This is a genomic window from Bacillus sp. JJ664 (assembly GCF_036962205.1).
Classification (GTDB): Bacteria; Bacillota; Bacilli; order Bacillales; family Bacillaceae_G; genus Gottfriedia.
This window is the reverse complement of record NZ_JBALMS010000050.1, coordinates 1-14597: the sequence shown is the minus strand read 5'-3', so window position 1 is coordinate 14597 and position 14597 is coordinate 1. Positions and strand designations below refer to the sequence as shown.

Below are 14597 nucleotides of genomic sequence, written 5' to 3'. Positions count from 1 at the left end.
AATAATATAATTAAGGAGGATGTTAAATATGCAACCAACTATTCAATCTCCAACCTCCTCAACAGGTTTTCGAACATGGTGGAATTTATTAAGACCACATACATTAACCGCGGCCTTCATTCCTGTTGCGATAGGTTCAATATTGGCACATATTGATGATTCATTTCATACACTTTTATTTATTGCAATGCTTGTAGCAAGTTTATTAATTCAAGCAGCTGCTAACATGATTAATGAGTATTATGATTATAAGAGAGGTTTAGACCATGAAGGCTCAGTCGGTATTGGCGGAGCGATTGTAAGAGATGGAATTAAGCCCTCAACTGTATTACAGCTAGCTTTTACTTTTTTTGGTATTTCAGTCCTTTTAGGTATTTATATTTGTATGCAAAGCAGCTGGTGGATCGCAGTCATTGGAATAATTTGTATGACAGCAGCTTATTTATACACTGGGGGACCATACCCAATTGCTTACACGCCATTTGGCGAGTTAGTTGCTGGATTTTTTATGGGTGTTGTGATTATCGGAATTACGTACTATATCCAAGCTGGTAGTGTACCAACAAAAATATTGTTACTATCATTACCAACTTCGATTACAATTGGTGCAATATTAACGGCAAACAATATCCGTGACTTAGATAACGACAAGGAAAATGGACGAAAAACACTTGTTATTTTATTAGGCAAAAAAAATTCAATTATCTTTATCGGTTCAATGTTTGTAGTTGCTTACGCATTAGTTATAGCTTTTGTCATTACAAAATTGATGACGCCATTTGTTCTTATTTCATTAGCAAGTATTCCTTTAGCAATTAAAGCTACTAAAGGATTTATTGGTAAAACTGAACCAATCGAAATGATGCCAGCGATGGCTGCTACAGCAAAGACAAATACAATAATGGGCTTTCTAATCGTAATCGGATTAATAATTGGAAATATTCTTTCCTAAGTAAGTCGATTCAATTCCTCAAAAAACTTAACTCATGTTTTCCTCCTTTTTGAACAAAATATGGTTAGCCATATCCATTTATTGAAAAGGGGGAGCATGATGCTTTCACAAACACAACTTCAAACATTAAAATCCAATCTGTTACAGCAAAAACAACATATACAAGAGAGACTTGAAGACCCTGCCTTTACACCATACTCATTAAGAGACTCTGTTGATGAGCTTTCTCTTGCAGATAATCATCCAGGTGATTTGGGTACAGAATTATTTGAACGTGAAAAAGATATCGCACTTCACGAACACCTAAGAAATGAATTAGTTGATGTTGATGCTGCTTTACAAAAAATCGAAAACGGGACATATGGTATTTGTGAAGTAAGTGGTGAAGAAATTCCATTTGACCGACTAGAAGCACTTCCAACAGCTAAAACAATGATTGAGCATGCTCATGATCAACATATTTCTAGTTCCAATAGAGAGTACGATCGTCCAATTGAAGAAGAAGTTTTAACTCCTCCATTTGCTAGAGATAAAAAAGATCGATCAATGATGTTCGACGCTGAAGATTCTTTACAAGCTGTAGAACGATATGGAAGCTCTCAAACACCATCAGATTTCGAATTTAATAATATTCAGGAATATGATGACACATACACTGAAAGTTATGAAAACGTCGGTTATGTGGAAGAGTTTGAGAACTTTATCGGTACAGATATGTATGGAAACAATCGAACAGTCTATCCAACAAAAAAACATGAGCAATACGAAAGAGAACTCGATGATTATGAAGAACAAGCACTAAATGGTGAATTGGATAGCATCGATGCAAAGGACATCGACAAATATTGATATTCTCACAAAACACGCATTTTTAGAATGCGTGTTTTAGTTTGTAGACAAAGTATAATAACCAAGAGATTCAGACTGATTGAAAACGCTTGTCTTTCGAGGCGTGAAGCCCTGGTTAGGATCAGAGTTACTTTAGACGGTAATGAGCACAGGCGAAACAACGAAGAAAGCGAGCGTTGATCCACGAGATATAGACTGCCCGCCAAATTTCCTATTCACACATATCGTGGATTGGAGGAAATGAATAGATTATTAGTTTCATAATAAAAAGGCATCCTACATGAGGATGCCCTAGACATAACAAAATTATTTTTTGTTTACGTTAGCAGCTTGTGGTCCACGGTTACCTTCGATGATTTCGAAGCTAACTTCTTGACCTTCTTCTAATGTTTTGAAACCTTCGCCTTGAATAGCAGAGAAATGTACGAATACGTCGTTTCCACCTTCAGTTTGGATGAATCCAAAACCTTTTTCGCTGTTAAACCATTTAACTTTACCGAATTCCATCGATAATACCTCCTAGAAATACATTTATACACTATTAAAACGTGCATAAAGAGGGATTAAGAAAAAGAACGTCATTGTCAATCAACTTAAGGTTGCTACAACATTGAAAGTGGTCATTACTTCTTTTCAAGACAAAGAAAAATATGAGCAGTACTATAAATTTTGTAGTGCAAATGGATCGTTAATTTCTTACCTTCAAATGAATATGCAGTTAATAGTAATTTAAATATATCATAGATAAAAAAAGGCGTCAATGAAACTAAATCTCATTTTCTGGTAAAATTTTTATATAATTCATACAATTATTCTTTTAAAATATAGATAGATATTGTAAGGTTTTATTATGATTTTTTTCTGTTATTTTAAGTTATAATAAAACATAGATTTATGTAAAATTTTGGTTATTTTCTTTATAAAAACCTAGAAATTGGTATTTAAAAAGATGTATATTTATTCTTTAGGAGGAATGTAAAAATGAGAAAAGCACATGAGGTTACATACAAAATCCATGGACATGATATGCAGTTTGTTCAAGTTGAATTAGATCCAAAAGAAAGTGTTGTTGCTGAAGCTGGCGCAATGATGATGATGGATGATGGCATCGAGCTTGAAACAATTTTTGGAGATGGTTCTTCACAACAATCTAGTGGTCTTTTTGGAAAATTAGTAGGTGCTGGTAAACGCTTAGTAACAGGTGAAAGCTTGTTCATGACGAGCTTTACAAATAACGCTAATAGTCTTAAAACAGTTAGCTTTTCTGCCCCTTACCCGGGATCTATCATTCCATTAGACTTACAAGAGTATGGAAATAAAGTAATCTGTCAAAAGGACTCATTTTTAGCCGCTGCAAAAGGTGTTTCTGTTGGCATTGAGTTCCGAAAAAAATTAAGTACGGGTTTATTTGGTGGAGAAGGTTTTATTATGCAAAAGGTTGAAGGTGATGGCCTTGCTTTCTTGCATGCAGGTGGTTCAATTTATCAAAAAACACTTCAACCTGGTGAAAAAGTTAAAATTGATACTGGTTGTATCGTTGCCTTTACTGGTGATGTGAACTATGAAATCGAGTATGTTGGAAATGTAAAGACTGCACTATTTGGCGGTGAAGGATTATTCTTCGCTACATTACAAGGACCTGGAACGATTTGGGTTCAATCATTAACATTAGCAAGATTGGCATCAAGAATTGGTCAGTATTTACCTTCTTCATCAAGCGGTGAAGGAAGCATCCTTGGAGGAATCGGAAACTTACTAGACGGTAATGATTAATTTTGAATAAAAAAAAGAAGATCCACTTAATGTGGATCTTTTTTTGAATTAGTTAAAAATAGATATGATTGTGTTCATTTCATTTTGTTTGCTCTGTCAATTGTTCTTCTTCATCACGGAATTTAAACGTAAAGGTTGGTGTATAGTCATACTTAAGCTTCATCTTATTGACACCATCTACATATGTCATGATATTGTGACTTTTTGAAATCGAACCCTTATTGATCGCGAATGTTATAGCCTGTTGAACGTGTAAATATTCTAAATTAAGATTTAGTGGCTTGATTTCAACTTTAAAAGGTGGACTGAGTGGGACAACGTCATAAATATTAACGAATCTAATACTTTGGCGAACAAATTCATCATATTTCTCTTTGAATACTTTGTTTCCAAGCTTGGGTGCTCCAAAACTATACACATTCGGAGTACATAAGTTTGTCATTGCTAACTCAAATCCAAATAAAGTAGCGAGAGAGCCTCCTAAGCTATGACCTGTAATATATACTTTTTTATTGGCAGCTCTTTCTTTTACAATACTTAACAATTCTTCTCTACAAGATTTATAAATAGATAGAAATCCAGAATGAACACTACCACTGTTCATTACATAAGGAAATAATTCTTGTTCAACCTTTAAATCCGCTAGCCAATCTAAGTCTGATTTTGTTCCTCTAAAGGCAATAATGAGTGAGTTTTCATTTTCAATAACATATCCAAACCACTCCATCTCAATAATTGCACAAGCTTTAAATCCACAAACTAGTGAGTAATTTGCTGGTACCATAAATTTCCCATTATTTTCCCATTGTTTATAAGTCTGTATACAACACTCTACTAATTCTAAAGAAAGATCGTAATCAACTGAAAGGAATTTCAACTTAACTCCCCTTTCTGTTTCACTATTAAGTGAAAAACCTCCTTAAAACAAAAAGGAGGTTAGGAATGATGAAAACTTCTTTGCTGTATGTTCCAAATATCAGATGCATACTCACGAATTGTACGATCACTTGTAAAGAAGCCTGATTTCGCTATATTATAGAGACTTTTTGTAGCCCACTCTCGTTTATTTTGGTAAGAATGATTTATTTTCTCATGTGCTTTAACATATGATGAAAAATCTCTTAGTAAGAAATATTCATCATTATATGACATGAGTGAATCAAATATTTCTTCAAACTCAACTCTTGGTAATGGAAATAATCCATAAAGTAACTGATCAAGAACTTTTTTAATACGAGAATCGTGGTGATAATAGTCACTACTTTTGTACCCTCCATGCTGATAATAATTTAAGACCTCATCAGCTGAGAGTCCAAACGTAAATATATTGTTCTCGCCAACTTCTCTTAAAATTTCAATATTGGCACCATCTAATGTTCCAATAGTTAATGCCCCATTCATCATAAATTTCATATTGCCAGTTCCTGAGGCTTCCTTACTCGCAGTCGAAATTTGTTCACTGACATCTGCCGCTGGAAAAATCATTTCTCCTAATGAAACTCGATAATTCTCAACAAATATAACTTTAATGAATTGATTAATGTAACGATCATTATTGACAATATTAGCAACAGAATGGATGAGTTTTATTATTTTTTTCGCGTAATAATACCCTGGGGACGCTTTTGCACCAAATATGAATGTCCTCGGATGTATTTTAAAATGTGAATCCTCTTTTAATCTATTATATAAATACATTATGTGAAAAACATTCAATAACTGACGCTTATACGCATGCATTCGCTTCACTTGAATATCAAAAATTGAATCCGTATCTAAAGCAATCCCATTCGTGTAATGAACATAGTTTTCTAATACTTCTTTTCGTTTTTTCTTAACTAACATCAATTCATTTAAAAATGATTCATCATTTTCATATTTTAATAGATTGTCTAATTGAGTTGGTTCATAGATCCAGTCATCACCAATTGAGTCCCTAATAAGACCACTTAACTCTGGGTTACACTGGAGTAACCACCGCCTATGAGTGATTCCATTGGTTTTATTATTAAATTTAGCTGGTTCATATTCGTAAAATAACTTCATTTCTCTTTGCTTTAAAATTTCTGTATGAATTTCGGCTACGCCATTAACACTTTTACTCCCTACAATTGCCAAATGTGCCATTTTGACAACTCCATGAGCAATTATGGCCATATTTTCTATACGATGCCAATCACCAGGATATCTCTTCCACAACTCTTTGCAATATCTCTCATTAATTTCTTCAACAATCATATAAATTCTTGGCAACAATGGCTGAAACAATTCAATTCTCCACTTCTCAAGTGCTTCTGATAATGTGGTATGGTTTGTGTATGAGATTGTTTGTGTTGTAATCTCCCATGCTTCATCCCAAGAGAGCTTTTCAATATCTATTAAAATTCTCATTAATTCGGGAATTGCCAATACAGGATGAGTATCATTCACATGAATAGCGATTTCATGATGAAACTTTCGAATATCACCATATTGTTCTTTATATGAATCTATTATTCTTTGTATACTTGCAGAGACTAAAAAGTACTGCTGCTTTAATCGTAAAATTTTCCCTTCGTCATGCGTATCATCTGGATATAAGAATTCTGAAACTGCTTCTGCTTCCCGTTTATATTTCATCAAAGATTTATTTGATGAATGAGAAGAAGCTTCAGCACTCCAAAGTCTTAAAGTATTTATAGTATTTGTATGATAGCCGATGATTGGTAAATCATAAGGAACAGCCTTTATTGCCTCAGCTCCATGTACGCGAAACTCTAAACGATCTTTACTCTTATATGCTTCAACTTCTCCTCCAAATAACACATCAATTGATTGATCATCTCTTCTAACTTCCCAAACATTCCCATACTTAAGCCACTGCTCAGGAAGTTCAACTTGATACCCATCAACTATTTTTTGGTCGAATAGGCCATGTTTGTAGCGAATGCCACATCCATGACCTGGTAAATTCTGTGAAGCTAATGAATCTAGGAAACAGGCAGCTAATCTTCCTAGTCCTCCATTTCCAAGTCCAGCATCGCTTTCAAATTCCTCTAATGTAGCTAGCGATATCCCAAGCTTATTCAGACCAGATTCACATAATTCTCTTAGTCCTAGATGGATTAAATTACTCTTCAAAAGTTTTCCTAAAAGGAACTCAATTGATAAGTAATACACTTGTTTTTTTCGTTCTAAACGATACTGCTCACTTGTAGCCAACCAGTCTTCGCTTATATATTCTCGAATCATTGTTCCAAGCGTTTCATATTGTTCTTGAATAGAACTTTCAGAAATACTTTTTCCATGCATACTTTCTAGTTTTTCTTTATAATTCCATTCAAATTCCTCCACACTAGAAAACATGGAACCACCTCGCCTTAAATGATTTACTTTGTAGATTGCAAATATAGTTTTGTATACTCTTTTGCAGACTGCAACCAGCTTGAGTCTCGATTCATAGCATTTTTAAGAACCGCTTTTCGATGTTGTTTTTGGTTATAAATAGTAAGCGCACGTTCGATTGTAAAAAGCATTTCGTGTGCATTATAGTTACTGAAAGAAAACCCATTACCGCTCTTCGTCTTTTCATTATATGATTGGACGGTATCGTTTAGGCCCCCAGTTTCTCTAACAATTGGCACACAGCCATATTTCATCGCGATCAACTGTCCTAATCCACATGGTTCAAATAAAGATGGCATAAGAAATAAATCAGCACCTGCATATATTTGATGAGCAAAATTTTCGTCAAAGCCGATATAAGACCTTACTTTATCATAATAATTATGTTCCATCGCTTTAAAGAAATGTTCAAATTCTTCTTCACCAGTACCCAAAATAATGACTTGCACATTGTGATCCATTAGTTGTGGAAATACATGCTGAATCAGGTCAATTCCTTTTTGACTAGTTAAACGAGAGACCATAGCGATAATTGGAATATTTTCATCTACTTGCAATGCTAATGATTCCTGTAATTTCGTTTTATTTTCAGCTTTCTTTTCAATTGTAAACTCATCATAATTCGTATGAATTTTTGAATCTGTTGCTGGATTATAAATCGTTTCATCAATACCATTTACAATTCCAAATAATTTATGGTCTTGAGATCTTAGAAGACCATCTAATTGCTCTCCAAAAAACTCATGTTTAATTTCTTCTTTATAAGTAGGACTTACAGTTGTGACTATATCACTAGCAATAATGCCAGCCTTCATAAAGTTGATACAGTCATAAAATTTCAAATAATCATTGTTGAAATAAACTTCATCAATTCCCAAAATATCATCCATTACCATTTTTGGGAAAACACCTTGGAATTGCAAATTATGAATCGTAAAAACTGACTTTATATCCGGATTTACATCTTTTAGCGCTCCATATTCCTTTATAAAAAATGGAATCATAGCTGTATGCCAATCATGGCAATGAACAACATCAGGTATAAAATCTAGCTCGCGAATACATTCAATAGCTGCAATAGAAAAGAACGCAAAGCGCTCTCCATCATCGTATTGTCCATATAATTTATCACGATTAAAATAGTACTCATTATCAATAAAATAATAAGTCACTCCTTCAACCTGTAATTCATATAGACCACAATATTGATTTCTCCAGCCTAGGTTTACCTCAAGTTCTTTCACTAATTTCGCTTCTTCGCGATATTTAGCAGGGATTTGAGAATAAAAAGGAAGCATTACACGTACATTCAAATTTAGCTTATTTAAATATTTAGGGAGGGCACCTGCAACATCTGCAAGCCCTCCTGATTTAACAAATGGTACACATTCCGAAACAATATATAATACATTTACCACTGAATCAACGCTCCTTGAACTGAGCCTTTCTGTAGAACGATTGGCTCATTTAAACTCCCTTTCATTTCGACACCTTCTTCAATCCGTACATCTTTATCTAAAATAACACCATCTAATATACAGTTATCTCCAATGATTGATTTTTGCATAACAACACAATTACGAATTATTGTATTTTTTCCAATTTTCACAGCTCGAGAGATAATACTATTTTCTACAGTACCTTCAATTACACATCCATTAGCAACAATTGAATTTTTTACGACTGCTTCTTTTGAATATTTCGTAGGTGGTTCATCTTTTACTTTCGTAAAAACAGGATAAGATTTTAAGAATAATTGATTCCAAACTTCTGGATTTAATAATTTCATACTGTTCTCGAAATAGTCCTCAATCGTCTGAATGATTGCTACTTGCTGTGGAATTTCGTATCCACTTAACATTACTCCATTATTTTTATCACGAACAACGTCCATAATTGTCTCGTATCCTTTTTCATGGAAGTTTTCAAATAACTTCAACAATAGATCTTTCTCAAGGAAATAAATATTTAAAGATTTCCCAAATTGTGTCAGCTCAGTAATCGCTGCATCTGTATCAATATGACGTTTTAAAATTGGTCTAAAATCTACAGAACAAATTGTATATGTATTTGCAACAACTACATACTTTTGTGTAGAACGTTGTAAAAATTGAATATGTTTTTCGATAAAATCAAACGTGCCAAATGCTCCATCAGTTGGTTCAGGCGTAAATATGAATAAGCCATCATGCTTTCTATTCAAATCCCAGTGCTTACCCGAACCTAAATGGTCAATAATTGAACGATAAGGCTGATCAGGAAATACAGCTACACTTGTAATTCCTGAGTTCACCATATTACTTAACATAAAATCAATTAAGCGATAACGACCTGCGTAAGGAAGCGTTGCAAGTGGTCGATGCTTTGTTAATGGTTTTAAAGATTCAAAATGTGTAGAAGCCTCAATTATACCCAGCATAGTTTGTTTCATCGAATACCCCTCTCAATCTATTATTCTATTTGAGGAATGAGCCACCTCTTATACTTCGTTTGTCACTAATATGACTTCTTCGTATTCTTTTTCTGGACGTAATACTGATCCATCAGCTACTACCATACCTGGAGCGACAACCGCATTTTCTATTTTTACATCCTTACCTATTACACACCCAGGCATGACAACTGAATCTTTTATAAAACTGCCTTCACCAATTGTCACTCCTTGGAATAATACAGAATGTGAAATATAGCCTTCTACAACACAACCTTCGTTAATAAGAGAATCTTCAACAATTGCACTAGGTGCAATATATTGTGGAGGTTGATTTGGATTCACAGAATAAATACGCCAATCACGGTCATAAATATTCAGTTCACTCTCTTCATTTAATAAATCCATATTTGCTTCCCATAAGCTTTTTACTGTTCCAACATCCTTCCAATATCCTTGGAAAGGATAAGCAACAATTTTCTTCTTTTCTTCTAATAAAAGTGGAATGACATCTTTACCAAAATCATTGCTTGATTCCGGATTACGATCATCCATTTCTAAAAATTCCTTTAAGACATTCCATTTGAAAATATAGATTCCCATTGAAGCTAAATTGCTTTTAGGAAATTGCGGCTTTTCTTCAAATTCAATAATGTCCAATTCTTCATTCGTATTCATAATTCCAAATCGACTTGCTTCTTCAATTGGAACTTCGATTACTGAGATTGAAACATCAGCATCTTTTTCAATGTGATAATCTAGCATTTTGCTGTAATCCATTTTATAAATATGGTCACCTGACAGAATTAATACGTATTCAGGCTGGTATTGCTTAATATAGTTTAAGTTTTGATATATAGCACTTGCTGTACCTGTATACCATTTGACACCAGATGCTTCTGAATATGGTGGTAAAACAGTAACTCCCCCATTCAAACGATCCAAGTCCCATGCACTGCCTATACCAATATATGAATTTAGTACAAGTGGTTGATATTGCGTTAGAACACCAACAGTATCAATTCCAGAATTTGTACAGTTACTCAATGTAAAATCAATTATTCGATATTTTCCTCCAAAGGCTACTGCTGGCTTTGCTAATTCTTTTGTAAGGGAACTAAGTCTACTTCCCTTCCCTCCTGCTAGTAACATTGCTACGCATTTTTTCTGAACCATTGCTGCTAATCCCCTTTCGCATTTTAACTGGACGAATGATTGTAAAACTAAAAGCAGGTAGTGCGATTTCAATGCTATATGGTTGACCATGGAATGGCGTTTCATCAGTCTCAATAACCGAACGATTTATTTTGCTTTCTCCACCAAATCTTACATAATCACTAGATAAAATTTCTTTGTAACGATGCTTAAATGGTACGCCGATTCGATAAGTTTCATAAGAAATTTCTCTGAAATTGCAAATGACAATAACATAATCAGCTTTGTTTTTACCTTTTCGAATAAACGTGAAAACACTTTGTTCTGCGTTATTTGCATCTATCCATGAAAAACCATCCCAATGGTTATCAACTTCGTATAATGATTTATTTTTCTTATAGATTGCTAGTAATTCCTTAACATAATCGTTCATTTTTGAATGGTATTCATAGTCAGAAATCATCCAATCTAGTTGCCCCAGATCCTTCCATTCATCAAATTGACCAAATTCACTTCCCATAAATAAAAGCTTCTTTCCAGGATGAGCTAAGTAATACCCTAATAAAACTCTTAGTTGAGCAAACTTATCCTCATATTTTCCAGGCATTTTATTTAGTAATGATTTCTTGCCATGAACTACTTCATCATGTGAGAAAGGCAAAACGAAATTTTCTGAGAAGGCATATAAGAATGAAAATGTCATTCTGTTATGATGATATTTTCTCTCAGATGGCTCAGTTTCCATATAGGTTAAAACATCATTCATCCAACCCATATTCCATTTAAAATTAAATCCTAAGCCGCCTTCATATGTAGGAGCCGTTACTAAAGGCCAATCTGTGGAATCTTCTGCAATCATCAATACTTGCTGATCATACTCAAAGACTACTTCATTTAGTTTTCTTAAAAATGACACTGCAAAAGGATTCTCTTCTTTGTTGTGCCCTTCTTTCCAATACAAAATATTTGCTACAGCATCGACTCGGAAACCATCGACGTGAAAATTTTCTAGCCAAAATAATGCATTAGACAATAAAAAAGACCTTACTTCTGGTTTTGATAAGTCAAAATTCGCTGTACCCCACACTTCATTCTCTCTTACATCATAACTTTCATATTCATATGTAGGCTCCCCATCAAACATGTATAAACCATGTGAATCCTTACAAAAATGACCAGGCACCCAATCTAAAATGACGCCTATACCTTGCTGATGACATTCATCAATAAAGTTCATTAATTCATGTGGATTACCATATCGACTTGTCGCTGAATAATATCCGACTCCTTGATACCCCCAAGAACGATCGTATGGATGCTCAATTACAGGTAGCAATTCTATATGAGTAAAACCATGCTCTTTTACATAAGGTACTAGCTCGGTAGCTAATTCAGCATATGTGTAAAAATCCCCATTACTTTTCTTTTTCCAAGTACCCAAATGTACTTCATAAATTAAAACTGCTTCTTCATAGACTACTTTTTTTGATTTTTGTTTACGGTATTTTGAATCCTTCCACTTATATCCGGAAAGATCGTATACAACTGAGGCTGTGTACGGGCGAAGCTCACTATAAAATGCAAATGGATCACTTTTTAGTAGAACTTCTCCATTATTTGATACAATCTCATATTTATAAATTGTTCCGTGCCCAATTTCAGGAATAAAAATTGTCCATATTCCTTCATTGTTTAATTTCTCCATTTTATGATCTGAACCATTCCAGTCATTAAAATCCCCAACAACTGAAACACACTTTGCATGTGGTGCCCATACTGTAAAATGTGTTCCTTTTTTATTCCCCTTCTTACCTATATGTGCTCCAAAGCATTCATGGCTTTTGAATAGATTACCTTCATGGAATAAATGCACATCAAATTCAGTTGGTCGTGTCAAAAGCAACATCCTCACCTCATTACAATNNCTTAATATTCTACAAACATATATATTTCCCTTGTAATTATGCAAAAAAAATTCATAAACAAATATTGGAAAATGAATGGTTGTTCATGAAAACGTTGTCACAATTGACTTTGTCGTTTTTATGTAATTTTTGTCGAATGAATAATACAGAATAAATATTCACGTTCATTCTGTTAATCCTTAAAAAAATTCAATAAATTGTTATTTACTATAAAATTTCATACATATTTTTCATATTTAAAACAGGAAATCAATGAATTTAATAAACTATGTTGAAGATTGTCGGATTATAAGGAAGAAGAATTTTTTGATATTTTTTGAAATGATTTTTGTGATTAGTATCGATTACCCATTTTTAGAATATAAACCGAAGAATTAATACTCACTAAAAAAAGATCTTCTTAAAGAAGATCTTTTTTGGTCTACACTTCATATAAAATTAGTTTTTAAGACTGATTGAAACGCTTGTCTCTCGAGGCGTGTAGTCTGGTGATGAGTAATTTACTTTAGAAGGTATTGTGGGCACCGCAGACAGGCGAAACAACCTAGAAAGCGAGCGTTTGGCTGGCAGTCAGAATACATTTACAATTCATCATGCCTCAAAACCTTTGATTTAGTAGGTAATTTAATATCTGAAATAAGAAACACACTCACTAAAATCACTATAAACCCTACAAACATTCCCATTGTGATTTTCTCATGTAGTATCAGTACTCCCCATATCATTCCGAAAACTGGAATTAAGAAAGTAACACTTAAAGTTTTTGTTGGTCCTACATTTTCTATTAAGTAAAAATATAATAGATAGGCAATGGCAGTACAAAACAGTGCCAATGAGAGGACTGCTAATATTGGAATTAGTGAAAAGTTACTTGTAGTGTTAGGAAGATAAAAGAATGTAAACGGAATTAATAGAATGGATGCTGCTATTTGTTGACCTGCTGCTAGTGATAGTGGTGCTATGCCTACAAAAGTCTTTTTAGCATAGACACCTGCTAGCCCATATGAAATTGTCGATAAAACCGCTAGTCCAATGGCAATGATTGTTTCTTTTGTGAATGGAATCGTACTCCATCCAACTAATAGAACCACGCCTATCACTCCTACTAATATGCCAAACCATTTTCTAGTACTAAGGCTTTCATTCATCCATCCCCATACAATGATAGCCGTGAATAACGGCGTTAATGAATTAAGGATAGAAGACATTGAAGCAGTTAAATGGAGTGCAGATGTTGCGATTAATGTAAAGGGAATCGCTGCATTTAATGCACCAATTATGATATATTGTTTCCATCTCTTTCTAAAATCTAAAGACCTTCTGATAATTACTAGATATAATACCAAAGCCAGCGCTGCTATAGAGACTCTTCCTTGAATTGTAAGGACAGGTCCAAATATCGGTGCAGCAATTCGAATGAATAAGAAAGATGCTCCCCATAGAGCAGCCAGTCCAATTAAGGCAATTAACTCTTTAAATGACATCACTTTCCATCCTTTCTATATTCCGTCGGACTGTAGCCCGTATGTTGACGGAACAAATTCGAAAAATGGGAAGAACTCTTGAATCCAAGATGCAATGCTATTTCAGTGATGGTATCTTCTGTGTGAAGCAGGCGTTCAATTGCATCAGACATTTTTAACTGTGTTGCATATTCTAACGGTGACAATCCTGTATTTCTTTTAAATAAACGCTGAAGATGATATTTACTTACACCGACATGTTGAGCAAGTCGATCCAATGTGATTGAATTGCGATACTGCTCTTCTATATATTGTTTGGTAGAATAAATAATTTCCTCTTCATTTGATTGGATCAAATCAGGACGGCATCTTTTACAAGGACGGAATCCATCTTCTATTGCTAAAGTGATAGTTGCATAAAATGAAATATTACCTCTTAAAGGTGCTCTTGATTTACAAGAGGGCTTACAACAAATACCAGTAGATTTGACAGCATATATAAACAGTCCATCATATTTTTCATTACATTGAATAATTGCATCCCACATATCATGATCACTTGGTAACCCCATATCCTCACCTCACTCAATCTATTCACATTTTAGCATGATGAAATAAACTCTGCTTTCATTATCTTGCTTTGTAATTTACATTTGGATTCATAC

Annotated in this window: 12 protein-coding genes; 3 read left to right on the top strand and 9 right to left on the bottom strand. The window is 33.9% G+C overall.

The window, feature by feature from the left end:
- Positions 1-19 precede the first annotated feature (19 nt).
- Positions 20-952, top strand: coding sequence for a 1,4-dihydroxy-2-naphthoate polyprenyltransferase (locus tag V7056_RS08870; protein ID WP_499701151.1), 933 nt, complete (start codon positions 20-22; stop codon positions 950-952).
- 99 nt (positions 953-1051) lie between these two features.
- Positions 1052-1801 (top strand): TraR/DksA C4-type zinc finger protein, encoded by a 750-nt coding sequence (locus V7056_RS08865; RefSeq protein ID WP_499701149.1) that lies wholly within the window; start codon positions 1052-1054, stop codon positions 1799-1801.
- Between the two features lie 306 nt (positions 1802-2107).
- Here V7056_RS08865 and V7056_RS08860 read toward each other — a convergent pair whose 3' ends face one another.
- Complete coding sequence (locus V7056_RS08860) at positions 2108-2308, bottom strand: cold-shock protein (protein ID WP_088002455.1); 201 nt, start codon at positions 2306-2308, stop codon at positions 2108-2110.
- Between the two features lie 474 nt (positions 2309-2782).
- Here V7056_RS08860 and V7056_RS08855 point away from each other — a divergent pair, with 474 nt between their 5' ends.
- Positions 2783-3574 (top strand): TIGR00266 family protein, encoded by a 792-nt coding sequence (locus V7056_RS08855; protein WP_499701147.1) that lies wholly within the window; start codon positions 2783-2785, stop codon positions 3572-3574.
- A gap of 79 nt (positions 3575-3653) precedes the next feature.
- Here V7056_RS08855 and V7056_RS08850 read toward each other — a convergent pair whose 3' ends face one another.
- The 8 genes from V7056_RS08850 to V7056_RS08815 form a co-directional block, all read right to left on the bottom strand.
- A complete protein-coding gene (locus V7056_RS08850) occupies positions 3654-4451 on the bottom strand; it encodes a lipase family protein (RefSeq protein WP_499701145.1) in 798 nt (265 codons plus the stop codon).
- A gap of 59 nt (positions 4452-4510) precedes the next feature.
- Positions 4511-6919: a glycogen/starch/alpha-glucan phosphorylase gene (locus V7056_RS08845; RefSeq protein ID WP_499701143.1), complete on the bottom strand. Its 2409-nt coding sequence runs from the start codon at positions 6917-6919 to the stop codon at positions 4511-4513.
- Between the two features lie 23 nt (positions 6920-6942).
- Positions 6943-8376 (bottom strand): glycogen synthase GlgA, encoded by a 1434-nt coding sequence (glgA, locus tag V7056_RS08840; protein WP_499701142.1) that lies wholly within the window; start codon positions 8374-8376, stop codon positions 6943-6945.
- Positions 8370-9389, bottom strand: a complete 1020-nt coding sequence (locus V7056_RS08835) for a GlgC family sugar phosphate nucleotidyltransferase (RefSeq protein WP_088002440.1) — start codon at positions 9387-9389, stop codon at positions 8370-8372. Before V7056_RS08835 ends, glgA begins: the two co-directional genes overlap by 7 nt.
- A gap of 48 nt (positions 9390-9437) precedes the next feature.
- Entirely contained in the window at positions 9438-10565 is a 1128-nt protein-coding gene (locus V7056_RS08830; protein ID WP_499701137.1) for a glucose-1-phosphate adenylyltransferase, read from the bottom strand.
- Positions 10513-12450 carry a 1,4-alpha-glucan branching protein GlgB gene (gene glgB, locus V7056_RS08825; RefSeq protein WP_499701135.1) on the bottom strand — a complete coding sequence of 646 codons (1938 nt, stop codon included), beginning with the start codon at positions 12448-12450 and terminating at the stop codon, positions 10513-10515. Before glgB ends, V7056_RS08830 begins: the two co-directional genes overlap by 53 nt.
- 600 nt (positions 12451-13050) lie before the next feature.
- A complete protein-coding gene (locus tag V7056_RS08820; protein ID WP_499701134.1) occupies positions 13051-13953 on the bottom strand; it encodes a DMT family transporter in 903 nt (300 codons plus the stop codon).
- Positions 13953-14504 carry a bifunctional transcriptional activator/DNA repair enzyme AdaA gene (locus V7056_RS08815; RefSeq protein ID WP_499701132.1) on the bottom strand — a complete coding sequence of 184 codons (552 nt, stop codon included), beginning with the start codon at positions 14502-14504 and terminating at the stop codon, positions 13953-13955. The genes V7056_RS08820 and V7056_RS08815 overlap by 1 nt, the downstream gene beginning before the upstream one ends.
- Positions 14505-14597: the final 93 nt, after the last annotated feature.